27 protein-coding genes and 1 pseudogene are annotated in these 24,247 nt (G+C 39.1%); 1 reads left to right on the top strand and 27 read right to left on the bottom strand.

Annotation, left to right across the window (positions count from 1 at the left end; genetic code table 11):
• Positions 1-347 precede the first annotated feature (347 nt).
• The 26 genes and pseudogenes from DWV85_RS08550 to ylxM all read right to left on the bottom strand — a co-directional run bounded on the left by DWV85_RS08550 (position 348) and on the right by ylxM (position 21,787).
• Positions 348-1,522 (bottom strand): annotated as a pseudogene (locus DWV85_RS08550) (MFS transporter).
• 232 nt (positions 1,523-1,754) lie between these two features.
• Positions 1,755-2,648, bottom strand: a complete 894-nt coding sequence (gene secF / locus DWV85_RS08545; protein WP_123138521.1) for a protein translocase subunit SecF — start codon at positions 2,646-2,648, stop codon at positions 1,755-1,757.
• Entirely contained in the window at positions 2,645-3,919 is a 1,275-nt protein-coding gene (secD, locus tag DWV85_RS08540; protein WP_123138520.1) for a protein translocase subunit SecD, read from the bottom strand. Before secD ends, secF begins: the two co-directional genes overlap by 4 nt.
• 18 nt (positions 3,920-3,937) lie before the next feature.
• Positions 3,938-4,504, bottom strand: a complete 567-nt coding sequence (locus tag DWV85_RS08535; protein ID WP_123138519.1) for a 5-formyltetrahydrofolate cyclo-ligase — start codon at positions 4,502-4,504, stop codon at positions 3,938-3,940.
• Entirely contained in the window at positions 4,504-4,794 is a 291-nt protein-coding gene (yajC, locus tag DWV85_RS08530) for a preprotein translocase subunit YajC (RefSeq protein WP_004695596.1), read from the bottom strand. Before yajC ends, DWV85_RS08535 begins: the two co-directional genes overlap by 1 nt.
• Before the next feature lie 77 nt (positions 4,795-4,871).
• Entirely contained in the window at positions 4,872-5,987 is a 1,116-nt protein-coding gene (gene tgt, locus DWV85_RS08525) for a tRNA guanosine(34) transglycosylase Tgt (RefSeq protein ID WP_123138518.1), read from the bottom strand.
• 8 nt (positions 5,988-5,995) lie between these two features.
• A complete protein-coding gene (queA, locus tag DWV85_RS08520) occupies positions 5,996-7,021 on the bottom strand; it encodes a tRNA preQ1(34) S-adenosylmethionine ribosyltransferase-isomerase QueA (RefSeq protein WP_123138517.1) in 1,026 nt (341 codons plus the stop codon).
• Between the two features lie 11 nt (positions 7,022-7,032).
• The gene (locus tag DWV85_RS08515; protein ID WP_123138516.1) at positions 7,033-8,823 is read right to left on the bottom strand and encodes a SpoIID/LytB domain-containing protein; all 1,791 of its coding nucleotides are present in this window, start codon (positions 8,821-8,823) and stop codon (positions 7,033-7,035) included.
• A gap of 2 nt (positions 8,824-8,825) precedes the next feature.
• Complete coding sequence (gene ruvB / locus DWV85_RS08510) at positions 8,826-9,830, bottom strand: Holliday junction branch migration DNA helicase RuvB (RefSeq protein ID WP_004695590.1); 1,005 nt, start codon at positions 9,828-9,830, stop codon at positions 8,826-8,828.
• 2 nt (positions 9,831-9,832) lie between these two features.
• Complete coding sequence (gene ruvA / locus DWV85_RS08505; protein ID WP_077708276.1) at positions 9,833-10,441, bottom strand: Holliday junction branch migration protein RuvA; 609 nt, start codon at positions 10,439-10,441, stop codon at positions 9,833-9,835.
• Positions 10,441-10,935: a crossover junction endodeoxyribonuclease RuvC gene (gene ruvC / locus DWV85_RS08500; protein ID WP_060919890.1), complete on the bottom strand. Its 495-nt coding sequence runs from the start codon at positions 10,933-10,935 to the stop codon at positions 10,441-10,443. Before ruvC ends, ruvA begins: the two co-directional genes overlap by 1 nt.
• 203 nt (positions 10,936-11,138) lie before the next feature.
• A complete protein-coding gene (locus DWV85_RS08495) occupies positions 11,139-11,873 on the bottom strand; it encodes a YebC/PmpR family DNA-binding transcriptional regulator (protein WP_060919891.1) in 735 nt (244 codons plus the stop codon).
• 9 nt (positions 11,874-11,882) lie between these two features.
• Positions 11,883-12,455 carry an RNA methyltransferase gene (locus DWV85_RS08490; protein ID WP_004695583.1) on the bottom strand — a complete coding sequence of 191 codons (573 nt, stop codon included), beginning with the start codon at positions 12,453-12,455 and terminating at the stop codon, positions 11,883-11,885.
• Positions 12,456-12,513: 58 nt separating this feature from the next.
• Complete coding sequence (locus tag DWV85_RS08485) at positions 12,514-13,074, bottom strand: hypothetical protein (RefSeq protein ID WP_077708274.1); 561 nt, start codon at positions 13,072-13,074, stop codon at positions 12,514-12,516.
• An 11-nt stretch (positions 13,075-13,085) separates the two neighbouring features.
• Positions 13,086-13,517: a DUF350 domain-containing protein gene (locus DWV85_RS08480; protein WP_004698434.1), complete on the bottom strand. Its 432-nt coding sequence runs from the start codon at positions 13,515-13,517 to the stop codon at positions 13,086-13,088.
• Between the two features lie 10 nt (positions 13,518-13,527).
• Positions 13,528-14,598 carry a hypothetical protein gene (locus tag DWV85_RS08475; RefSeq protein WP_039965490.1) on the bottom strand — a complete coding sequence of 357 codons (1,071 nt, stop codon included), beginning with the start codon at positions 14,596-14,598 and terminating at the stop codon, positions 13,528-13,530.
• Between the two features lie 102 nt (positions 14,599-14,700).
• Positions 14,701-16,008 carry a glutathionylspermidine synthase family protein gene (locus tag DWV85_RS08470; RefSeq protein WP_008603408.1) on the bottom strand — a complete coding sequence of 436 codons (1,308 nt, stop codon included), beginning with the start codon at positions 16,006-16,008 and terminating at the stop codon, positions 14,701-14,703.
• A 14-nt stretch (positions 16,009-16,022) separates the two neighbouring features.
• Positions 16,023-16,595, bottom strand: coding sequence for a hypothetical protein (locus DWV85_RS08465; protein ID WP_004698457.1), 573 nt, complete (start codon positions 16,593-16,595; stop codon positions 16,023-16,025).
• Positions 16,596-16,638: 43 nt separating this feature from the next.
• Positions 16,639-17,685, bottom strand: a complete 1,047-nt coding sequence (locus DWV85_RS08460) for a DUF4178 domain-containing protein (RefSeq protein ID WP_008603412.1) — start codon at positions 17,683-17,685, stop codon at positions 16,639-16,641.
• Entirely contained in the window at positions 17,682-18,497 is an 816-nt protein-coding gene (gene trmD, locus DWV85_RS08455; protein ID WP_060919894.1) for a tRNA (guanosine(37)-N1)-methyltransferase TrmD, read from the bottom strand. Before trmD ends, DWV85_RS08460 begins: the two co-directional genes overlap by 4 nt.
• A gap of 120 nt (positions 18,498-18,617) precedes the next feature.
• Positions 18,618-19,115, bottom strand: a complete 498-nt coding sequence (gene rimM / locus DWV85_RS08450) for a ribosome maturation factor RimM (protein WP_039965491.1) — start codon at positions 19,113-19,115, stop codon at positions 18,618-18,620.
• A complete protein-coding gene (locus DWV85_RS08445; RefSeq protein WP_004695569.1) occupies positions 19,115-19,522 on the bottom strand; it encodes a YlqD family protein in 408 nt (135 codons plus the stop codon). Before DWV85_RS08445 ends, rimM begins: the two co-directional genes overlap by 1 nt.
• A gap of 14 nt (positions 19,523-19,536) precedes the next feature.
• A complete protein-coding gene (locus DWV85_RS08440; RefSeq protein WP_004695567.1) occupies positions 19,537-19,764 on the bottom strand; it encodes a KH domain-containing protein in 228 nt (75 codons plus the stop codon).
• Between the two features lie 21 nt (positions 19,765-19,785).
• Positions 19,786-20,049, bottom strand: a complete 264-nt coding sequence (gene rpsP / locus DWV85_RS08435) for a 30S ribosomal protein S16 (RefSeq protein ID WP_004695565.1) — start codon at positions 20,047-20,049, stop codon at positions 19,786-19,788.
• 60 nt (positions 20,050-20,109) lie between these two features.
• Positions 20,110-21,462: a signal recognition particle protein gene (gene ffh, locus DWV85_RS08430; RefSeq protein WP_012864101.1), complete on the bottom strand. Its 1,353-nt coding sequence runs from the start codon at positions 21,460-21,462 to the stop codon at positions 20,110-20,112.
• Positions 21,452-21,787 carry a YlxM family DNA-binding protein gene (gene ylxM, locus DWV85_RS08425; protein ID WP_004698456.1) on the bottom strand — a complete coding sequence of 112 codons (336 nt, stop codon included), beginning with the start codon at positions 21,785-21,787 and terminating at the stop codon, positions 21,452-21,454. The genes ffh and ylxM overlap by 11 nt, the downstream gene beginning before the upstream one ends.
• Before the next feature lie 299 nt (positions 21,788-22,086).
• Between ylxM and DWV85_RS08420 the strand changes: the two genes are divergently transcribed.
• Positions 22,087-23,412 carry an FAD-containing oxidoreductase gene (locus DWV85_RS08420; protein WP_060919895.1) on the top strand — a complete coding sequence of 442 codons (1,326 nt, stop codon included), beginning with the start codon at positions 22,087-22,089 and terminating at the stop codon, positions 23,410-23,412.
• Positions 23,413-23,600: 188 nt separating this feature from the next.
• Here the strand turns inward: DWV85_RS08420 and DWV85_RS08415 are convergent, their stop codons facing one another.
• Positions 23,601-24,128 carry an ECF transporter S component gene (locus DWV85_RS08415; RefSeq protein ID WP_008603416.1) on the bottom strand — a complete coding sequence of 176 codons (528 nt, stop codon included), beginning with the start codon at positions 24,126-24,128 and terminating at the stop codon, positions 23,601-23,603.
• Positions 24,129-24,247: the final 119 nt, after the last annotated feature.

Below are 24,247 nucleotides of genomic sequence, written 5' to 3'. Positions count from 1 at the left end.
TGATTGATTACCTATCATTGTTCAGTTTTCAAAGATCTATACCAGTCTACACACTCTTTCGTCGAAATGTTTCATCAACTGGCGAATTGATTATTCTATCAAGTTAAGCTCATTACGTCAAGTGCTTTTTTTAACTTTTAAGAAGTTTTTTATACTTATCATTTGAGCTGTGTCCTAATGACTTGTATTAGTATAGCATAAATATAATAAACGTCAATATATAAAATTGCCGCCTTATCATTTTCATCTTTCTTTCATCATTTTCTTAACATTCTATATATAATATCTCATTAGAAGCCATTTTAACTTGTTAAATACTTCTTTACCCAATTTTTACCTTAAAATATCTATAGTTCTAAAGGAGTATATCTTTTTACCCATATATGATACAAAGCAAGTGCCATCACCATAACCAATGCAGTGAACATATATAAATATTGATAGCCCCAAGCACTAGCTAATACTGCAAGTATAACTGATCCAGCACCGACACTTATATCTAAGGCTAGAAAATAAGTTGCTGTTGATACACCCGCACGCTCAATAGGAGCTGATTGTATAGCTAACGCTTGGAATGCAGGTTGTGCTGCACCATAGCCTAACCCCAACAATGGAGCGGTGAATAGAATAGCTAATGGTGTTATAGCTAATCCCAATGCAAATAAGCCTAATATAAATAATCCTAATCCTGTATAGATAATAATTTTTGAACCATATCGAGCATATATTTTTCCTACTATAGGCCGACTAATAATAATCATCAACGCAAAAATAGCAAAGAAAGCACTTCCCCATATTCCTGCCCCCATGCTATTAAGTTCTATAGGTATAAAAACTAAAACACCAGAGTAAGTAAAACCAATAAATAAGCCCATTAAAGCCCAAGGTAAACTTTTATTTTCTATAAACTGGGAAATATGCCAACCTTTATATTTTGATTGTTTAGGTAATGTTAACTCCTTAGATAGGGGAATAATATTACTTAAGACCATGGCCAATCCAGTCATAACCGTTAAAAATATATACAATGCCATACTACCGTATGACGATAAAGCATATAGACCGATAGCAGGTCCTAAAACCATTGCTATATTTGAAAAGATAGCAAACATATTAACCCCCTCACCTTTTCGATTAGGAGGTAATACTAATACTGCTAAAGTAGCCATCACAGTTGTTCCAAGGGCAAACACAACACCATGTAACCCACGTAGTACAAAACAGCCTCTAAGGAGGTAGTAAAATTAAATAATCCCATAATAATGAAAAACAAGGCTGTTGATATTAATAGAACAATACGCTTATTAAAACCATCTATTAATCGTCCTGCAAAAATCCTACATAAAATTGTACCAATTTGAAAATATGTCATCGCTAAGCCCGCATCAAGATCGCTGCCACTCAGTTCAGACGTGATTACAATTGGCAATGCCGCTACGAGAACATATTGAGTCATATATAAAATACCACTACTAATACCATAATTAGTAAAAGCAGGGCTCCATAATCTATTTGAATCCATATTTGTATCTCCCTTTTGTATCGTGTCACCTAGCCATTTTACGCCTCTATCTTATAGAATTCAAGAACAAACCTTTTTAAATTTTATATAGTTAAAAATGACTGTTATCTGTAAAATACCTATACCGTTTTACATAATAAAAGATAGCAAAATAAAAGAACCTCTCTGAAAATAAATCCAGAGAGGTTCTTATACTTAAATCATTAACACAATAATAATAATTTATAACTTATTATTGATTACGTACGTCATTTTTATTGCGGCTCTTCCACATAACCCACAAGGATGTAGCTACACAGATAGAGGAGTACGCACCACTAGCAAAGCCAATAATCATACAAAGAGCAAAGTTCTTTGTAGTATCTCCACCAAATAAATAAAGGGATACACAGGCAAACATAACTGTTGCCAATGTATAGAAACTACGATGAATACTTTGTCTAATAGATGCATTCGCAAGATCTGCAAATGTATCAGAACGCTTGTGAGTATGCGTATTTTCTCGAACACGGTCAAAGATTACTACGGATTCATTCATGGAATAACCTACAACCGTAAGAATAGCAGCTAAGAAGGATGCATCAATCTCTAATTGGAAATAAGAGAAAACACCAAGAACCATAATCAAGTCATGAAAAATGGCAACTAACGCAGAAATGGCAACCTTATATTCAAAACGATAAGAAATATATAGAGCTAATGCTGCGAATGCTATAACAAGATTCAATAACGCATGTTCTGTAACTTCAGAGCCAATTACAGCACCTACAGTTTCTATACGTTTAACTGTATTATTACCAATAGATTTAGTCAAAGAATCAACAACAGCTGCACTTTCACTAGACTCAAGATTACGTGTACGAATCATTACGTCTTCGCCCGCTGTATCACCAGTAGTATCACCAGAAAGCTGAATTTGTGCATTTTCAAGATTATATTCTTTTAGAACGTCACGAACTTGACTAACCTCTACAGGTTGATCAAATACAACTTCAACAATAGTACCACCAGTATAATCAATACCAAAGTTAAACCCTTTAGTAAATATGGAAATTAAGCTGATAATAACGAGTGTGGAGGAAATAGCAAACCACCAACGATGATGTTTAATTACGTCTAATGTCATTTGCGTTTACCTCCTTTCAAAGATTTAGGTGCAAATGTGTCAGCACTTGTGCTTGGAGAAATATTCGCACCAAACCAGAATGGATGGTTTGTAAAGTTACAATCGATTAATAAGCGCAATAAGAAATGACTCACCGTAATCGCTGTGAACATACTTACAACAACGCCTACACCTAAGCTGATAGCGAAGCCTTTTACAGGGCCAGATCCTAAAATAGTTAAGATACCAGCTGTAATGATAACGGATACGTTTGCATCAGTAATTGTGGCTAATGCACGGCTAAAGCCTGCTTCCATAGCAACCCGCATAGATTTACCGGAAAATACCTCTTCCTTGAAACGTTCAAAGATTAGAATATTCGCATCTACCGCAACACCCATGGATAAGATAATACCAGCAATACCTGGCAATGTCATAGTCGCATTAAAGCCCTTGCCCAACACGAGTAATAAGAGCATAACATATACAAGTAACGCTATATTAGCTACGATGCCAGAAAAACGATATAAAATAACCAAGAAAATCATGATCATTGCAATACCGGCACTGAAAGCTACAACAGATTTATCCTTGGAGTCTTGCCCCAAAGAAGGACCTACTGTACGCACTTCCAATACATTAATTTTAACAGGCAATGCACCGGAACGTAATAAAATAGCCAAGTCTTTAGCTTCTTCTAAACTTTGACTACCAGAGATAGTGGCTTTACCACCTGTAATTGCTTGTTGTACTACAGGATTAGTCAATTCTTTACCATCCAATGTAATGGCAATACGACGACCAATATTTTTAGATGTTAAATCAGCGAATTTCTTAGCCCCTTCATCGCTTAATTCAATAGCAACGAGTGGTTGTTTATTTTGACCTAACTCTTCTTTCGCATCTTTTAAATCATCACCAGTCATAACGGTTTGACCTTGGTCGTTTTTAAATTCCAAGACCGCTGTTTTACCGATACGTTTAATCGCTTCGTCAGGATCTTTTACACCTGGCAATTCAATGATAATACGACGAGCCCCTTCACGTTGTACCAATGGTTCAGACAAACCCATTTCATTAATACGACGCTCTAAGATTTGCTTCGCCCGTTCTACTGCATCATTGTCAGCTGTACCAGTCGCAGAATCTTCTGCTTCCAATACAATATGCGTACCACCTTGTAAATCAAGGCCTTGTTTCAAAGAACCTGCTAAAGGTTGAATACAATACGCAAAGGTACCAATGATGACAGCAATGACTACTAAAAACTTGATAATAGCTTTACCGTTCAAAATAGTTGCTCCCTTCTGCTATACACAATGTATAATGCCTTGCTCTGTCACAATTTTACTCATTCGTTGGTCTAGCTCATCCATCGGGATTGGTGTTTCCCATAATTGTACAGTCCAACATACGCCCATAAATGTACTTGATGAAAGTTCCTTGAGAAATCGATCATAATACCCATTCCCCATTCCCATGCGACCACCTTGACGGTCAAAGCCAGCACCAGGCACTAAAATCAAATCCAAGTCACACGGATCAATAATATCGTATGGCTCAGAGGGAATGCGTATATTTAACACACCCCGAGTGATAGATTCTAGAGACTTAAGACGAACTGCAATCATAGTCGTCTTATCAGTACATACTGGAACGTATACAGATTTATCATGTTCTAAAGCATGACGAATCACATCGTCTAAATTGGCCTCTTTAGGCATCGCCAAATAGGCCATAATGTTTTTTGCCGATATATACTCAGGACTATTAACGATTTGATTCGTCAACATCGGCGTCCACGACCTACAATCAGCAACGGATAAAGCAGCGCGCTGAGACTTACACGCCTGGCGCACTGCTTCCTTTGTATTCATTATTTTTCTTCCTTGTTTTTCTTAGACAGTACGTTAGCAACTGCTGTACGAGCAAATGTTAATTCAACTTTTTCAGATACCTGTACCTTGACTTTTTCATCATCAAGTTCAACAATTTCGCCATAAATACCACCAATAGTAACGATTTTTTGGCCTTTTTTTAAGCTACCTAACAAGCTAGCACGCTCTTTTTGTTGTTTCTTTTGTGGACGCCACAGTAAAAAGTAAAAAATTACTACCATTAACAAAATAGGCCAGCTAGTTTGCAAGATTTGTTGAATATCTCCCATGTTATCCTCCTAGGTTAATAAATATGTATTTCTTTTCTAGTATAGCCACCTAATATAAATTTGACTAGACTTAATTACTATTTTTTAAAGCTATCCCAAAATTGCATTCTAAATTGCGGGAACCGATCTTCTAAGATAGCTTGTCTCATTTGACGCATAAACTCTAATAAGAAATAGAGATTATGATACGTTACAAGGCGTAATGCCAAAATCTCTTCTGCCTTATATAAGTGACGAATATATGCACGGGAATAATTTTTACATGTATAACATTGGCAACCTTCTTCTAAAGGGCCCCAATCATGAGCAAATTGAGCATTTCGAATATTAAGGCGACCATTCCAGGTCATGGCCATCCCATTTCGAGCAACACGAGTTGGATATACACAATCAAACATATCAACTCCACGTGCTACACCTTCTACCAGACAATCTGCGGTGCCAACACCCATCAAATAACGAGCCTTGTTAGTTGGCAATAATGGCGTAGTATATTCTAAGATTTCATTCATTAAATCATGAGGTTCCCCAACGGATAAACCCCCGATGCTATAACCTTCAAAATCCATAGCTACAAGTTCTTCCGCACTTTGTTTGCGCAAGTCTTTGTACATGCCACCTTGAACGATACCAAACATGCCTTGGCGGTCATGAGCTTTACGAGCCTCTTGGCAACGATGCGCCCAACGCGTGGTACGCGCCGTAGAGCGTTTCGCATAATCATGATCCACGGGATACGGAATACATTCGTCAAAAGCCATCGCAATATCAGAACCTAATTGTTCTTGTACCTTTGTAGCCACTTCAGGAGATAGAAACTGTTTTGATCCATCAATGTGGGATCTAAATGTAACACCATCCTCAGTAATTTTGCGCATATCGCCTAAACTAAATACTTGGAATCCACCACTATCAGTAAGAATCGCTTGATCCCAATTCATAAATTTATGTAGGCCCCCAGCCTCTTCTATAAGCTCCGGCCCTGGGCGAAGAAATAAATGGTACGTATTACTCAAAATAACTTGAGAACCCATAGCCTTTAGTTCTTCTGGTGTCATAGTTTTAACTGTCGCTTGCGTGCCTACAGGCATAAACATCGGTGTTTGAAAGGTACCATGTGGCGTATGCAATAAACCTGCCCGTGCCCCCGTATGAGGACATGTCTTTTGTAATTCATAAGTAATACTCGGCATAGTCCCTCCTAACGTATAAACATAGCATCGCCGAAGCTAAAGAAACGATAACGTTCTTTAACAGCTTCTTCGTAGGCCGCCAAACAGTGTTCACGACCAGCTAGTGCACTAATCAACATTAACAATGTAGATTGAGGCAAGTGAAAATTCGTTACCAACGCATCAATCATCTTAAATTTATAGCCAGGATAGATAAAAATTTGAGTCCAACCACTCATACCTTGTAATACACCATCATCATTCGTAGCAGACTCAAGAGTACGCACCGATGTAGTACCTACGGCAATGATACGAGACCCTTTTTGTTTGGCTGCATTGATTCGATCCGCCGTATCTTGAGGTACAACAAAGAACTCACTATGCATTTCGTGGTCTTCAATAGTCTCTGCCGATACAGGTCTAAAGGTGCCAAGTCCAACATGTAAGGTTACAAACTCAAGCTCTACACCTTTAGCTTTAATCTTTTCTAAGAGGTCAGGTGTAAAGTGAAGCCCTGCAGTTGGTGCCGCAGCAGAGCCTTTCTCCTTAGCATATACCGTTTGATAACGGTCTTTATCTTCTAACTTTTCATGAATGTATGGAGGTAATGGCATTTCACCAATTTCTTGAATCACATCATCAAACACACCATTGCAAGTGAACACAATGATACGACCTCCAAATTCAGTCTTATCAATCACAATCCCTCTCAGGCGGTCATCAAACTCTATAACTTGCCCGATAGGACATTTTTTCCCCGGTTTAACAAGGCATTCCCATCGATTTTCACCACATGGTGTGAGTAAAAGTACCTCCACCTTGCCACCAGAACCTTGACGATGTCCATATAATCTCGCAGGGATAACCTTCGTATTATTAAATACAAGCACATCTCCTTCATGGAGTTCTTCTAGCAAATCATAAAAATGCCCTTTATGTTTAACTTCACCACTTACCTTATCTAAGGTTAAAAGCCGTGTTGTATCACGAGGTTCTACAGGATGCTGAGCAATCAGTTCCTCTGGCAATTCATAATCAAAATCTGTAACTTTCATCGTAATCCTTATTAGTACATTTTCTTCAATGTAATGCCACTATAGTAGTGACGCAAAATAGTTTGGTAATAATTTGTATCTCCAGGATTAGCACGCTTTGCCATTTCCGCAGCGCCCCATTGAGACATACCAAGGCCATGACCCCAACCGTGGCCTTTAATATAAACAGTATCATTCTTGCCAGTAAAGCTATGATATGCCTTTCCCGTGCCTTTAGCAGGATTGTGATTTACATAGAAATCAAATAGTGTAGATTTTAAACCTAAAATACTACGCAATGCATCGCCATCTACAGTAGTTTTTCCAGAGGTACCTATGAAAGTAGCACTCTTTATACGACCTGATACACCGCGGTCCGATGTTTGTTGCCCAGGCTTACCAAGAGGAGTCAACTGAATGCTCTTCAATTTACCTACCCCTTTACTTGCCGCATTAAGTTTACTTTCAAGAGCTTGACGAGAGGTAGTAACAGTCCAATTCGATGTAGATGTACCAGTACTAAAGTCTTTTACCCCTTTCAAGTATGGCACATCACTTCCCCAAACATTTACACTATCCTCTGTATAGCCACCGCCATCAGAATGGAATAAGGCATTAATAGGACGTTGATCATAAAGCATAACTACGCCTTTAGTTTTATTTACTGCATTTGTGGTAGCTTGAGATTCACCACTCACACCACTGTATACTTGATGATCCGTGGAATTACTCACATCGTAGAATTTACCTTTATTTTGTTCCATCGTATGAAGAGCATAAGTACGAGCTGCTACGGCTTGTGCCTCTAATGCAGCAGCCGGCCAAGACGGTACTACCTCTTGTGGGACAACACCATACAGGTAATCCTCAAGGGGCACAGAATTAATGACCATCATGGTTTCATTATTGGCACGTAATGTTAAACCGCCACGATAACCTTTACCTTCGAACAAGAATGGTGCATCACCATTCGCAGGCTTCAATGTAACCACACTATCAATAGCCTTTCCATTTACAGCAATCTTGTCGCCGCGAACGCCAATAGATGTACCACGATTAGCACTGATTGTACTAACTTGACCATTACCGCTGTTCAATACAACCATATTAGCTGTAGATGTAACAGTAGCATCGGAGCTACGACTACCTAGTAGAACACGTACATTTGGCATGTTTTCTTTACGTTCTGTAGCAGGCGTCACTACGGAGCCCACTTTGTTGCGAGTAATAACTGCTGTATTGGCTTGAATGCTATTCACATCCGTTGTTTTTACTACCTTTTTAGTAGCAGTTTTTTCAGTAGCTCTTTTTTGTGCTACAGGTTTATCACCAGTAACTGCAGGTTTAGTAGCTGGCTTTGCAGTAGCAGAAGCCGCAGGTTTTGTAGCCGTTGTAGCTTTACCTGTAGTAGCTGATTTCGTAGCTGTTGCATTAGTACTAGATTTTGCAGTACTAGTTGATTTTGTTGCACTAACTGGTTTAGCCGGCGTTACCGGCTTTGTAGCTGTAGCAGGCTTTGCTACACTAACCGGTTTTGCACTAGGTTTAGCCATCGTAGATGTAGCAGTTGACTTAGAAGCCGTTTTAGTTATTGTAACCGGCTTTGCAGTTGGTTTAGTAGCAAGTGGACGAAAACTAGATTTCTTCGTCGTATTTACTTTCGATACAGTTGTATTAGATACTGTTGATTTTGGCGTTGGCTTTTTCATTACCACTGCACCTTTATTTTGCAGCGTCGCTCCATGTGCTACAGAAGCACCGCCAATGTTTACACCTAAAAACAAAGTGGCCATTATCATCAATTGTAATCGTTTTGTTTTCATTGTTATTTCCCTGTCTGTGAAATACCTAAATGCTCATAGGCTAATTTAGTAGCTACCCTCCCACGCGGTGTGCGTCCTAAAAATCCTAATTGCATCAAATATGGTTCATACACATCTTCGATGGTATCTCTCTCTTCGCTGATGGCCGCCGCAATGGTATCAATCCCTACAGGACCGCCATCATATTTTTCAATAATACATTCCAATACACGTCGATCAATTCGATCAAGTCCCATTTTATCTACATATAAACGTTGTAATGCTTCATCTGCAATTTCTTGAGTGATAACCCCATCACCAATGACTTGTGCAAAGTCGCGTACCCGTTTAAGCAGACGATTTGCGATACGCGGTGTTCCTCTTGAACGACGCGCAATTTCGCTTGCCCCAGTCGGCACAATACCAATATTAAGTATTTCTGCGGCTCGAGACACAATAAATTCTAACTCTGGCTGTTTATAATATTCCAACCGATTAATAATACCAAATCGGTCCCGTAACGGTGCCGCCAAAGCACCCGCTCGAGTCGTGGCACCTACCAATGTAAATTTTGGCAAGTCAATGCGTACAGTTCGAGCACTTGGCCCCTTACCGATGATAATATCAATAGCATAGTCCTCCATGGCAGAGTACAACACTTCCTCTACGCTACGGGACAAGCGGTGAATCTCATCGATAAATAATACATCATGATCATCTAAATTTGTTAAAATCGCAGCCAAATCACCAGACTTTTCAATAGCAGGACCAGAAGTTATACGAAAATTAACACCCAGTTCATTCGCAATTATCCCTGCTAATGTTGTCTTACCAAGACCTGGTGGCCCATAGAGAAGCACGTGATCCAATGCTTCTCCACGTTGCTTTGCAGCCTGAATATACACATTTAGATTGCCTTTAGCCTCTTCTTGCCCTACATACTCATTAAATAACTTAGGTCGAAGGCTATATTGCCATATATCCTCTTCATGCTCGCCATTACCGACAAGGCGTACTTCTTCATTCATCCTTATCGTCCTTTCCCAAGCTCAATCAAGCTGACTTTTATCAACTCAGATACATCGCGCTTACCATCATCTAAAGACTCTACAATATCTGCTACATCCCGTTCCAAGTATCCTAAGGATACGAGGGCTTCAATGGCTTCTCCTGCAGCACCATTTGCAGCAACGCTAACAGGCTGAATAGTCGCAGGTAATTCCACAGAAATATGTGTCATCTTAGCGATTTTATCCTTTAACTCTAAAACAAGTCGCTCCGCAGACTTCTTACCAATACCAGGTAACTTAGTTAATTGCTGTACCTGTCCATTGATAATCGCTAATTTGAAAGCCTCAGGTGTCATGCCTGACAAGATGCCAAGCCCCACCTTAGGCCCGATACCAGAAACAGAAATGAGGAGTATAAACAACTCATATTCTTCTTCCGTCCAAAAGCCATAAAGTTGCATCGCATCTTCTCGTACATTAAGATACGTGAATAGCGTCGCCTCATGGCCCTCTGTCAGCTGTTGACGCGTAGTGGTCGGCACATATACGCGATACCCTACGCCATGTACATCAACATAGCACGATTCTTTAAAAAGATGTGTTACGATACCCCGCACATACCCTATCATTATACCAACCTCTTTAATCTATCATTGTGAGAACTATGAGCCGTACAGATAGCAACAGCTAATGCATCTGCCGTATCATCAGGCTTAATTTTCTCACGAATCCCCAAAATATTCATCGTCATATAAATGACCTGATTCTTATCAGCTTTACCATAACCTGTGACGGCTTGTTTAATTTGTAATGGTGTATATTCATAAATAGGAATCCGTTGTTGTTCAGCAGCCAATAAAATAACACCACGTGCTTGCCCTACCTTAATGGCTGTTGTTACATTGCGGTTAAAAAATAATTCCTCTACACCGAACTTATCTGGTTTATATTCCTCCAATAAATCACTAAGATCATTAAATAGAATTTCCAATCGTTGTGAATCAGTTAATTCCTTAGGAGTTGTAATAGCCCCATAGGCTACTGGTGTTAGTTTGCTACCCTTCACGTCAATAATGCCGTAGCCGCATATAGCCGTGCCTGGGTCAATTCCTATAATACGCACCCCAACCCCCTTAGTTTAAAAATGAGATAAGCTATCGCCTACCTCCATTACATAATCTATTTTATTATAGCACAATATCATATCGAAGTTCATGAATTTTCCTATGAATTATATATGAGACATATTAATTTTCTTAACTTTTATAAATGCCCGAGTTTTATTTATCAATAGAAAAGGAGCACCCATAGAGTGCCCCTGTTTATTTATTCTTCGTCGTCTGGCAAAATACCGTTGTGATATACGTTTTGTACATCATCAAGATCATCCAATACGTCGAGCATTTTCTGCATTTTTACAGCATCATCACCAGCTAACTCAATCGTTGTATCTGGAACCATTGTAATTTTAGCTACTACAGTTTCGATACCCGCATCAGCAATCGCTGCTTCTACAGCATCAAAATCCTCTGGTGTTGTATAAATTTCAAACACATCATCTTCAGACTTAAGATCTTCTGCTCCAGCTTCGAGAGCGAGCATTGTTACTTCGTCTTCATCATGACCCTCTTTATCAATAACGAATACGCCTTTAGATTTGAACATCCAACCTACACAGCCGCTTTCACCAAGGTTACCACCTTGTTTAGAAAAAGCATGGCGCACGTCTGCAGCAGCACGGTTACGGTTATCTGTCATAACTTCAACAGTAACGGCAACGCCTGCAGGACCATAACCTTCGTATACGATTTCTTCATATGCATTCATGTCCGTAGCACCGATACCTTTGTCGATAGCACGTTGAATGTTATCCTTAGGGATATTATTTTCACGAGCTTTTTGCAAAGCCAATTTCAAACGCATATTACCAGTTGGATCTGCACCACCCATGCGTGCTGCAACGGTAATTTCACGACCGATTTTTGTAGCCAATTTAGCTTTTAATGCATCGGTTTTACCTTTTTTATGTTTAATATTTGCCCATTTAGAATGTCCTGACATAGACGCCTCCTATTTATTCCACCATGCTTCGCCCCGCAGCCGATCTAAGATGATTGATACGGCACTACGCACGGATAAATGATTGTATTCACCATGGCCATATATAGGTTCTAAAATATAGTCAAAGCTTTCCATCGTTTCTTTTGTCATACCATAACCGGTACCAAATAATACTAACACAGGGCGCCCCTCATTTTCAAGATGTTCACGCATCCGTGCATAGGAAATCGTATTATCATAGGTGCGAGCATCTGTTGTAGCTACTATAGGTTTTATACCTTCTATGTCTTCAATTGTTCGCACCGCTACCGCAATTGAGTTTACCAATTCCACGCCGGTGAAAGCATCCTTGCGATCTGGATTGTAAGTAGAGCCAAATCCAGATTTCCAATGTTCCATAATCGTACTTACCAACTCACGTTGAGCTGGAATATTATGAATGACAAAATATTTAGACACATCATAGGTAATAGATGCTCGTGCAATATCATGTATATCATAATTTGTAATAGCCGTCGTAATGACCTCTTTATGTTTATTCATAATAGGATAATGAACAAGTCCAATATATAAATTAGCCAATACTATATCTCCTAAATTCTAAACTAACCTTCATTAACATACATTGCCATCATATCCATTACGAAGCACTAGACCGTGCGCCAGCACTACCAAATCCAGACTTCTGTCCTATGGAAGACGCCTTTTTACTTCTATTGCGTTCATAAGTTCTATAAAAGCTCCGCCCCATAGCGCTATGTACATTCGACCCTGATGCGGTATATACATAGGGCTCCTCATACGTTTGTAATGGTGCTGCTATGCGATATGTCATGGTTCGTCCATCCATGCGTGCAGTAGGTGGATTAAAACCGTGAAATATATAATATCCTGCAGCAATACTTGGTAAGAGCCCTGCTAGCCCCGCATCCCACACCAAATTGCCACTATTATCTCGGTAAAAGGTAACGGATCGATTATCGTCGTATAAGGCTGTTTCTTTACCATCACCATGATTTAATAAAGAATATCGGTTTCCTTGGTTATCCTTTAATCGAACCTCCCCTTCATTTGCTTCTGGGTAAACCTTGTCGCACACAGCATAGGAGATATCATTCCAGTAGGAATATACACCTACAAGACCAGCAACGGCAGCGAAAGCACCTGTAAGGTATATGGTTTTCTTACTTGGCTTATACATAGAACACTCCCTTAGTGCACAGCACCGCTAATAACAAGGGCAAGACCTACGAAAATGCCAAATACAAGAATACCAGCCGCTGTATTACCACGCATAATTTCTTCAGACAATTTATATTTACGATGCCAAATATTGATAAACATATAGCCCGTTACAAATAGTATAATACCTAGCACAGCGTATACAACACTGGCTACAATGCCATGTAACAGGGACGTATCAGCCGTAGTCACGGCTGGTGACATAATAACAGCGCGCAAAATTTCACCGATACCGATAAATGATCCCGCTGAAAGCCACGCCACAGCACAATTACCACGCTTAATTTCTTCACTAAATTTACCAGGTACGAAGAAATCGATAACCGTATTCGCAGTTAACATCAGCATAATGCCAAAACAAGCATAAAAAATTGTCAATAATACATCTGGTATATAAATCATAATAAGCCTCCTAATAATATAATTTTGTATTGGATGTGTTGTTAGAGTTGCTGGTAGGATACAATCGTTCGCGTCCCGTATTATCCCCTAGTCGAACCATGGTCGCATAGTTATCGAGCATATGAGAGCTGATTAATGTACGATCAATAATTTTCCAATCCTCTTGTGTTAATTTTGATTGTTCACATACCTTAACCCTAGTTTGTCCATCCGTATTAGTGATGAGATACACCAAGTCCCCAGAATAAAATACAATAACTTCATGTCCCTCTTCTAAGTTATCCCGCTCATTCTTAATATCACCATTCACAGAATCAATCAAGTCTAATGCGGTACTAACAGGATCTAGTGTAGACGTGTATACATAGTCGCTATCCGAATCTGTTTTTGTATAATATGCAGATGTGTCATGCATATGTTCTTTTGCCGTGTAAGGCACTCCAAACATAGCGCGTATACTATGCCAAGACAAATCATTGTCCGACCAAAATAGAAATAGTAAAAATAGTACACCATACCCCACGCCAACAGCAATAGATCCAAACCTCTTTTTCATTGATTTGTTACGCATCTTTTGCTTAATAGCTTGAGCGGCTGCATCATTACAAAGACGAATGTTCACCAAGGGTACTCGTGATCCTTCGGCAAACATTTTTTTACCTTCAAACCACTCTTCTTCAAAAAATACACTAGCACCACCTTCACAAGGTAGCTGATATTCTCTATATCCTGCGCGGTCCCCTACGGAGGCACCACTTTCACCATCCACATCGACAACCTTTTCTAAGCCGATTTGATGTAATGTAAAATCTTTCCCCGGCCGTGTATGAAAGGATGTTCTAGATACGGTACACCATTCATTATCATTGTACTCAATGGTTAACCATATTTTATCGATTCCCTCAACAGCCTCTAGTCCATATTCATGCCAATAATCACCTGGTGATTTTGTCATAGACGGCTGGCCCCTATAGGATTGTTCCTTATCTGCTTTTGGAATAATCTCTATATATTTAATTTTCTCAGTGATTACATAACGGCTGCCATGAACCTCTAAGACATCATAACAATTAAACTCCATACGCACCCTCGCTAAAGTAGACATAAGCACGACTGCTACTAAATACACCTATTATCATTCGTTTGCCCATACTATATGGTCACAAATTTCATAGTATTTCGCTTACTCTATTAATAATGGTACAAAGTATGCTTCTGTACCAGCTATCTCTTCCGGAGAAAAACGGCATCCTACCGCGGAAGCTTGATCACCAAGCATAAAACAGGATAAGGTTAAAAATCCATCTTTCACTCCACAATCCACTGTATGAGTAAAACGTTTCTGCTGTATAAAATCTTGATACATAACCTTTTTACTATCACGACAAATGATATCGTCATAGTTATCAACTAGCTTTTCCATGTAAAGCTCAGATGTATCACCACGCTTTTGAACAACTTGTACATGCTTTCCTTCACGCCCCCAAATCTCCTTTTGAATATAAAGGCCATCATCAAGAGAGGAAAAATCATTTTCAAAATAGGATGGTGCCAAATAACGCTCAATGATATCTCGATCTGGTTTCGTAAAAAATTGATCTGTTAAATACAACGCATACACTAAAGACATAAATGATTTGTTTTGTAAAATAATTGCCTCTGGCGGATTAAAAAGAGCAAATCTATTCTCCTCGTAAAGATCTAAGAACATCTCACCCAAAGGTTCATCATCAGGCGTCCGCTCATCAATCAAAAGCTCCATGGGATGTAATCGATATAATAGGGTCGCATGACTACCATCTGCTAAAGGAATACCATCATCATCAATCTTCATATCATAAAAAGATATAAAGCGCGTGTCAGCCTCAGGACAGGCCGTTTTTAGCTCATTCATAAGAAACTGTGCTGTTCCGTAATCTTCAAAATAATCATGGAAGCAGGAGAATACAAAGGGATCCTTAGGTAGTCTTTCTCTATTTGCCAGCATAGACTTATATTGATTTCTACCATACTTAGCAGATAAAACAGCATCATACATGCGCTTTAAAAATGTATGTAATTCTTTTCGGCATTCTGTATTAGGATGTTTTCTTCCTACATAATTAGCTCCAATTTCATTGGCATAATAGCTCTCAATAAGAAAACACGGCGTATCTGCATTAAGTTCTACCATGCGCAAATTGCCATTTACATCGAGAACAAAATCAAAGCGAGATAACCACGTCGGTAACCCTAAGGCATTCGACTTATGTAAATAAGGAATTAAATTGTCTGGCATATCCATGTTTCGTGCAAAATCATCTGGGGCCATTTGAAATACTTTTGCAGCTTTACAAAATATTTGAAATAATCTACGTGAAGCATGACGAATTTCATCGTAAAAGTCGGATGAAAAGGCCTGCATAGACAATGACGGATAACGATCATCATACCCTTCATATTCCACGAAATTAAATATATTTCTATCAAGCTCATCAATATAGGATTTCATTGTTCATCCTTTCATTAAGAGGCACCGCTCGAAGTTCGAGCCCCTACACTACCAAAGCCATACTTTTCACCAATTCTATGTGCCCGACTACTCGTTTTAGTATTGTAACGATTTCTAGTCATCTCATTAATAGTCCTAGCCACTCTTGCACTATTAGATTTGCTAGCGTCTGTATTTGCATCAAAAGATGTAAGTGGCGATGTAGCACGATAGGTCATACTGGGTGCATCCATATATGCCGTTGGAGCTGAAAAGCCATGGAACGCATAGTAACCTACCGCCAAAGTTGGAATCAAACTGGCTAAGCCTGCATCCCATATAATATTGCCTTTCTCATCACGATGAAAGGTAACAGATTTTTCTGCATCATCATAGAGCGCAGTTTCTTTTCCATCACCGTGATTAATCAAGGTATAGCTTTTACCTTCATCATCAACGAGCCGTACTTCACCATTATTTAATTCTGGTTTGACCATATCACATAGAGCATAGCTAACATCGTCCCAATACGAATAAGCGCCTACTAGAGCTGCTATAGATGTAAAGGCTATGGCTATGTAAACAGTATTCTTACTTGGTTCATACATATAAATTCCTTCGTTTGATTTCGTAACTGAAATCAATACTATATCAATCTTTTATTATATTTGATAACGTCTTACGACCCTGCTTATTCTTTAACTCCACCATATACGCATATCGTAACAATATTTCACTGTCATTTCTAATAGTCGCTATACGCCTATCCTCCGAATCTGACAAGTTTTTTAATTGCCCCACTTCAACATACGTAGTGCCATTAACCACACTAATAACAGATACATCTTTAGTCGTATAAATGACAATCCACTGCTCAGGGGACTTAGTATCTTGTTTAATGGTATAAACCTTGCCACACACAGCATCGATAAGATCGATAGCCGTTGCATTTGGATCTTGCTTTGACGTATATACCATCAAACCGTCTTTTGTACCTTGCGGTTCATAATAATAGGAATCTTTAATGCGCTCTTCCATGGTATATGGGAATCCTACTTCATCACGCAATTCATGCCAAGACATATCTCCTATAAACAAATATCCAAAAAAGAATAAAATGATTCCCCAACTCAGACCCAATCGTGTCCATTCTTTTCTGCGCGCTGCATTACGAATCTTTTTACTCGCTGTTTGAGCAGCCTGATCTCGCCGTCGATGTACATCAGACAAACGAATCCTCTCACCTTGAGCTTGGTCCGTCAAACCACCATGCCAGCCCTCAATAAAGAATACATAGGTTTTATCCTTTTTAATTGATCTATATTCTTTATAATCTGCTTCGTCGCCACTTCTAGCCTTCGATTGTCCCTCCACAGCTACGACACGTTCTATACCTTTATCATGTAGTCTATATCCTGCAGGAGGGGTTGAACGTAAAACTGTTTCAGAAAAAGTGCAATATTCTTTTTCACCGTTTACAATGGTAAGCCATTTTTTATCCGTTCCATTAACGGGCATAAGACCATATTCTGTCCAAGACTGAGCTCCTTTGGAAACACCCAGTTCTTTTTTATAATTTTCATCATTAAGGTCATAACGTATTGTTTTATCAACGATAAACTCTTGATAAGAAATGACCTCCCCGACTACATATCGTTTTCCCTGAATCTCTACAACATCATAACACTTAAATTTCATAGCCTAGACTCTTCTGCAACAATTTCTTTTAACAGTTTAACTTCCTCTTTTGTTAATGGTCGTTCTAATAAGTCAGGTCTCAACAAGCGGGTTCGTTTCAGTGCTTCTTTTTGACGCCATGCAGCAATATTTTTATGATGACCACTGCGTAATACATCTGGTACAGTCCAACCTCTAAATTCTGGTGGTTTTGTATATTGTGGGCATTCTAAAAGGGGCTCATAAAAGGAATCCTCTTGGGCCCCACTAGCTGCGCCTAATACACCGGGAATCATGCGAGCCACTGCATCAGTAACTACCATAGCTGGCAACTCACCACCGGTCAATACATAATCACCAATAGAAATCGTTTCATCTACAAGATGTTTCTCTACGCGATAATCTACACCTTCATAATGACCACAAATAAGGACCACTTGATCATAGCTAGCCAATTCACGAGCCTTCTCCTGTGTGAAAGGCTGTCCTGTAGGTCCCATAAAGATAATACGACGTCGTATACTTTCATTAGGATTACCAATAAGACTCATTTCATCACACATCTCATCTGTGGTATAAATATCATTAATATCACTATCATATTGAGCAATAACGGATTCTACGGCTTCAAAAATAGGAGGTGCCATCATAAGCATACCAGCCCCACCACCATATGGTGTATCATCTACTTGGCCATGCTTATTATGGCTAAAATCTCGAGGATTCGTTACACCCACAGATAGACGTTCTGTCTCAATAGCTCGTTTTATGATGGAATGATTAAAAAACGCATCAAAAAAATCTGGAAATAAAGATACAATATCAATACGCATAAACCGTCCCCTGTACTTATTAACTCACATTAACCCATTAGTATTATCTATATATAGCTATATTATATAACTTTTACGCTAATATACCTATATGTAGATAAAACAAAACCGCCCAAAGGATTATATCCATTCAGGCGGATCTACGATCATCAATTTATTTTCCACATCGATGTCTTTAACGACCTCTTCAATGGCTGCAAATAATTGATCTGGTTCCCCATCTTTGGAGACCACATATACATCATTAGCACCAGGTTGTAATACATCAGTAACTGTGCCAAGCACGTTACCCATAGTATCTTGTACCTCAAGACCAATGATATCAAAAATATAGTAACGACCTTCTGGCAATTCCACTAAATCTTCACGACGAACTTGAATTGCTTTCTTACTGAATAGTTCAGCCGTATTGCGATCAGGAATTCCCTTAAAAGATGCTAAAACAAATTGCTTGTGAAATCGTGCGGATGCAACGTGGTATTCTTTACCATCGATGTAACAGGCATCCATATGCATAAACCGTTCTGGAAAATCGGTTTGAGGCATAATACGAAGATCACCCCGCACACCGTGCGGGGCGATGATAACACCTATTGTGATGAAATCGTTATGCTTCATTATTGACGAAACGCAACGATCTTACCGTCTTCTAATAGGATTTCAGCGCCCATCAAGGCATCCAAATTATCCCCGATTTTAACGGTAACTGTTTGCTCTAATGTACCTTGAGGAATTTCAGTTCCTAAAGACAACTCCTTAGCATCCTTCAATTTAGCTGTTACTTCTTCTTTGAAAGCCAAGCGTTTATTTTTTTCTTCGTCGATTTGTTGACGAATAGCAGTAAGACTTGTAGCATCAACTTTAGCTGCATCAGCCAAAATACGTTGGGCTTGAAACTCAATTGCTTCCAAATCTTTATTTACCATATCAAGGCGAGTTTCAAGATCGGATACAATTTTCGCTTTCAAGTCGTCTGTTACTTTTGCTTTTACTGCTACAGGGACACGTAATGTCATTTCTTCCATTGGAATACTCCCTTTTAGACAATATCAACAGATATCTTTTTGTTCTCTTTAATAGCCGCCGCTTTCACCACAGAGCGAATCGCTTTAGCAATTCTACCTTGCTTTCCGATGACTTTACCCATATCCTCTGGGGCTACATGAAGTTCGTAAACTTCCACATTCCCCTTTTGGACCATGGTAACAGAAACGGCATCAGGCTGCTTCACTAATGATTTCGCAATTAATGAAATTAATTCTATCATCACAGTATGCCTCTCTATTAATTACTTTTTAGCGTCTGCAAATTTTTGCATAACGCCTTGTTTTTTGAACAAGGAGCGAACAGTGTCAGTAGGCTGAGCACCTTTAGCTAACCAAGCCAAAGCTTTTTCTTCGTCTACATTAACGATAGCTGGTTGTTTAGTAGCATCATATTGACCAATTGTGTCAACAGGACGACCTTCACGTGGAGCACGTGCGTCAGCAACTACGATACGGTAGAAAGGAGCTTTTTTAGCACCTAAACGAGTCAAACGAATTTTTAACATTGTGAAATTCACCTCCTTATACTGATGTGGATGGACAAGTTCAGCGCCCCTGCCCATGTATTACATAAACGGCAATTTAGGCATTCCAGGGAAACCGCCCTTACCGCCACGTAAACCTTGCATGCGCTTCATCATCTTCCGCGCTTCTTCAAATTGTTTCAACAAGCGATTTACATCTTGAACCTGTGTACCAGAACCTAATGCAATACGCTTGCGGCGAGAACCATTAAGAATACTTGGATTTTCTCGCTCTGCCGCCGTCATGGATGTAATGATAGCCTCAATACGACGCACCTCTTTACTATTCAAATCAAGGTCCTTTAATTGGTCCTTAATTTGCCCCATACCTGGCAACATGCCAATAATATTTTGTAATGGCCCTAACTTTCTCACCTGGTTCATCTGTTTTAAGAAGTCATCCAAAGTGAAATTGTTTTTAGCCATTTTCTTTGCCATTTCACGAGCTTCTTCTTCATCGATGGCACCTTGAACATTTTCAATCAACGTTTTAAAGTCGCCCAAATCTAGGATACGAGAAGCCATGCGATCTGGATAGAATACATCGAAACCATCCATTTTTTCGCTCACACCAGTGAACTTGATTGGCAAGCCTGTTACAGCTTTGATAGATAATGCAGCACCACCGCGTGCATCACCATCAAGTTTAGTAAGGATAACACCATCAACACCTAATTTTTCATTAAATGTTTGCGCTGTTGTTACCGCATCTTGACCGATCATAGAATCTACAACGAGTAGAATTTCATGAGGTCGAACAGCAGCTTTGATATTGGACAACTCATCCATGAGGACTTCATCAATTGCCAAACGACCTGCTGTATCGATAATAACAACATCTTTCAACATATGCGTGCTTTGCTCTACGGCACGACGCGCAATATCTACTGGATTTGCACCAGGTGTTTCATCCGAAAATACTGGAATATCAATTTGCTTACCTACAACTTGCAACTGAGTAATCGCAGCTGGACGATATACGTCGGCAGCGACAAGCATCGGACGTTTACCTTGTTTGCGTAAGTATACAGCTAGTTTACCAGCTGTTGTGGTTTTACCAGCACCTTGCAAACCAACGAGCATAATAATTGTTGGTGGCTTGCTAGAAATCATGATACGACTTTGTGTACCACCTAAGAGAGCCGTTAACTCATCATTTACGATTTTAATAACCGTTTGAGCTGGATTCAAGGAACCGAACACCTCTTCACCGAGGGCCTTTTCCTTAATGGACTTAACAAAGTCCTTCGCTACCATAAAATTAACGTCCGCTTCTAATAGAGCCGTACGTACCTGACGCAACGCAAGATTGACATCATCTTCTGTAATTTTGCCCTTCCCCTTTAAGGATTGAAAGGCTTCTTGCAGTTTTTCTGACAAGCTATCAAATGCCATAATATCCCTCCATTTGCGCCAATACTTGTTGCACCTTAGTTTCGGACAACACCTCTTTAGGCAATGTTGCTTTCAACTGTGAAAGCAAGCCTTCCCGTTGTTCATATTGTGCCACCAAGTGCAATTTTGATTCGTAATCATTTAAAATGTGTCGAGCACGCTGTAAATTATCGTGTACAGCCTGTCGTGATACGCCTAATTCCTCAGCAATCTCGCCAAGGGACATATCATCTTCGTGGTGAAGTTGTAAGGACATGCGTTGCTTGTCCGTCAACAATGGCCCATAGAAATCTAAGAGCAAACTTATGAGCACTCGTTCTTCCATTTCGCCACCTCCATCACTGTCAAGTCATATTACTTTACATATACTACCGTACATAAAGAAATGTGTCAAGTAGAAATACTTAACACACTTAATTTATTGATATAATCACAGATATACAAGCTATCTCATCCCCTTTAACAAAAAACCAATAAACTAATTGACTACCTTAACATAATCATTCTAGACAAATTTAATTCATAATCAATGCTAATTAATTCTAATTTCTACTTTTATATTTATAATAATATGCTATAATATCAATATCTAATATTTTCAATATAAAAGATAGGAGGTATTGTATGAATACCAAACAATATGACATTATCGTCTTAGGTTTCGGCAAAGCTGGTAAAACCTTAGCCGCAAAATTTGGCTCTATGGGCAAATCTGTAGCCATGATTGAAGAAAATCCTCTAATGTACGGTGGTACATGTATTAATATCGCATGTATCCCTACTAAGACGATGATCATTGCCGCATCAAAAGGCTTATCATACGATCAAGTATTAAACCAACGTGAAGTTGTTACATCTCGCTTACGCAATAAAAACTTCGGTATGTTAGATACAAATGAACATGTCGATGTCTATACTGGGCATGGTGCATTTATTAGCAATAAAGAAATCGCCGTTACCGCTGGCGAGGATAAGATTATATTATCTGCTGACACTATCGTTATAAACACTGGTGCTGTAGCGATTAAACCTAATATTTCTGGCATTGATACGGCTATAGGTTTCTATAATAGTACAGAAATTCAACAATTACCTACTCAACCTAGTACATTAGGTGTTATCGGCGCTGGTCCTATCGGTCTTGAATTTGCCAGCCTATATGCAAAACTTGGTGCTAAGGTAACTGTATTCAACATCGAATCTAGCATCTTAAAACGCGAAGAACCTATCGTTCAAGAACTAGCTAACGAGTACTTAACTGAACAAGGCATTACCATTCTTAATAATGTAACATTAGAATCTGTATCCAATGATGGAGACAAACCAGTTATCACCGCTAATAATCAAAACTACACTTTTGATGCTGTTCTATACGCTACAGGTCGCAAAGCCAATACGGCTAATATTGGTTTAGAACATACGGACATCGCTACTAACGAACGCGGTGCTATTGTAGTTAATGATACTTGTGAAAGCTCCGTCCCTGGTGTATACGCAGTCGGTGATGTAAACGGTGGTCCTCAATTCACATATATATCTCTTGATGACTTCCGTATCGTATTTGGCGCACTTACTGGTAACAGCCAGTATACCTTAAAAGATCGTAAAAATATTCCTTATACTACCTTCTTAACACCTCCACTTTCTCGTGTAGGTCTTACAGAAGAAGATGCAATCAACCAAGGATATACGGTTAAAACGAAAGAAATGCTCGTAGCTACCATGCCTAGAGCACATGTAAACGACTATTTAAAAGGCGCCTTTAAAATTGTTGTGGATGCGGATAACGACTTAATCCTGGGCGCTACACTCTATTCCCAAGGCGCAGAAGAATTGATTAACTTAATTAAAATGGCTATGGATAATAACATTCCATATACATATTTCAAAAATCAAATCTTCACACACCCTACAATGGCAGAAAACTTAAACGACCTTTGTAATTTCTAATAATTTAATAGCTAATACAATCACTAATTATAAAATAATAACCTAACCAAAAAGCCTTTAGACGCTAAACTAATTTAGCAACTAAAGGCTTTTGTATTTATCGATATGATAGTTTATTTATCAATGTATCAGATTATTATAGCTTTTTTAGCAGTGCCTAACTAAAACATGCTAAGACATTGTAGCAATTAATTTTTAGTAAACAATCTGCGCACTATCGTTTGTAATTTAGGGGTTAATACAATAGCAACCACAATTCCTGCGGCACTTGTAATCAAAGAGTATTGAATTTTACTAGCCGCCACGACCGCACTTTCAAGAACGAACCACCACGCAAGGAAGTAGCCAAAAGCGGTCCAAACAGCACCAATAATAAGGGCTACTAAAATACGACCAAAGGATGCAGTTGGTTTTGTAATAGAGGGTGGCAAATAGCCTGCAGTCATACCACCTACGATAAGTCCTGCAATTCCTTTAATAAAGAAAGAGAATACGATGTACTGTGTATGACCACCAAAGAGATCAAATAGTGCAGATCCAATTGCCGCACCCAAGCCTCCATATAATCCACCAAAAAGTATAGATGTTGTAAAGAGTGCAGCCGATCCTAAATGAACCATAGCGCCACCTGGTATTTCAATGCGAATTGTAGTAGCCACTGCACATAACGCGGCAATAAAACCAATATAGACAATGTCTCGAGTACTTAATTTCATAATCATGAACCTCTCTTTTAAATCAATCACTATATTCAGTATAACAAATCATAAGCCGTCTAAAAACACCATTATCGTAGGAATTAAATATCCATTTCACGTCTCAATACAAGATATAA

It is taken from the genome of Veillonella sp. AF13-2, assembly GCF_003603295.1.
GTDB lineage: Bacteria > Bacillota > Negativicutes > Veillonellales > Veillonellaceae > Veillonella > Veillonella parvula_E.
This window is presented reverse-complemented; position numbering and strand designations above follow the sequence as displayed.

Coding starts and splice junctions, on each gene's coding strand:
- tgt (WP_123138518.1), bottom strand. CDS start 5,987: ATGCCGAGTATTACTTATGAATTACAAAAGACATGTCCTCATACGGGG.
- DWV85_RS08495 (WP_060919891.1), bottom strand. CDS start 11,873: ATGTCAGGACATTCTAAATGGGCAAATATTAAACATAAAAAAGGTAAA.
- DWV85_RS08460 (WP_008603412.1), bottom strand. CDS start 17,685: ATGAAATTTAAGTGTTATGATGTTGTAGAGATTCAGGGAAAACGATAT.
- yajC (WP_004695596.1), bottom strand. CDS start 4,794: ATGGGAGATATTCAACAAATCTTGCAAACTAGCTGGCCTATTTTGTTA.
- ruvB (WP_004695590.1), bottom strand. CDS start 9,830: ATGAATGAAGAAGTACGCCTTGTCGGTAATGGCGAGCATGAAGAGGAT.
- DWV85_RS08415 (WP_008603416.1), bottom strand. CDS start 24,128: ATGAAATTAAGTACTCGAGACATTGTCTATATTGGTTTTATTGCCGCG.
- DWV85_RS08440 (WP_004695567.1), bottom strand. CDS start 19,764: ATGATAGAATTAATTTCATTAATTGCGAAATCATTAGTGAAGCAGCCT.
- DWV85_RS08465 (WP_004698457.1), bottom strand. CDS start 16,595: ATGTATGAACCAAGTAAGAATACTGTTTACATAGCCATAGCCTTTACA.
- DWV85_RS08470 (WP_008603408.1), bottom strand. CDS start 16,008: ATGAAATCCTATATTGATGAGCTTGATAGAAATATATTTAATTTCGTG.
- rimM (WP_039965491.1), bottom strand. CDS start 19,115: ATGAAGCATAACGATTTCATCACAATAGGTGTTATCATCGCCCCGCAC.
- DWV85_RS08420 (WP_060919895.1), top strand. CDS start 22,087: ATGAATACCAAACAATATGACATTATCGTCTTAGGTTTCGGCAAAGCT.
- ylxM (WP_004698456.1), bottom strand. CDS start 21,787: ATGGAAGAACGAGTGCTCATAAGTTTGCTCTTAGATTTCTATGGGCCA.
- queA (WP_123138517.1), bottom strand. CDS start 7,021: ATGAAAGTTACAGATTTTGATTATGAATTGCCAGAGGAACTGATTGCT.
- ffh (WP_012864101.1), bottom strand. CDS start 21,462: ATGGCATTTGATAGCTTGTCAGAAAAACTGCAAGAAGCCTTTCAATCC.
- secF (WP_123138521.1), bottom strand. CDS start 2,648: ATGACATTAGACGTAATTAAACATCATCGTTGGTGGTTTGCTATTTCC.
- trmD (WP_060919894.1), bottom strand. CDS start 18,497: ATGCGTATTGATATTGTATCTTTATTTCCAGATTTTTTTGATGCGTTT.
- DWV85_RS08485 (WP_077708274.1), bottom strand. CDS start 13,074: ATGTATAAGCCAAGTAAGAAAACCATATACCTTACAGGTGCTTTCGCT.
- ruvA (WP_077708276.1), bottom strand. CDS start 10,441: ATGATAGGGTATGTGCGGGGTATCGTAACACATCTTTTTAAAGAATCG.
- DWV85_RS08515 (WP_123138516.1), bottom strand. CDS start 8,823: ATGAAAACAAAACGATTACAATTGATGATAATGGCCACTTTGTTTTTA.
- DWV85_RS08445 (WP_004695569.1), bottom strand. CDS start 19,522: ATGGAAGAAATGACATTACGTGTCCCTGTAGCAGTAAAAGCAAAAGTA.
- rpsP (WP_004695565.1), bottom strand. CDS start 20,049: ATGTTAAAAATTCGTTTGACTCGTTTAGGTGCTAAAAAAGCTCCTTTC.
- DWV85_RS08475 (WP_039965490.1), bottom strand. CDS start 14,598: ATGGAGTTTAATTGTTATGATGTCTTAGAGGTTCATGGCAGCCGTTAT.
- DWV85_RS08480 (WP_004698434.1), bottom strand. CDS start 13,517: ATGATTTATATACCAGATGTATTATTGACAATTTTTTATGCTTGTTTT.
- DWV85_RS08535 (WP_123138519.1), bottom strand. CDS start 4,504: ATGAATACAAAGGAAGCAGTGCGCCAGGCGTGTAAGTCTCAGCGCGCT.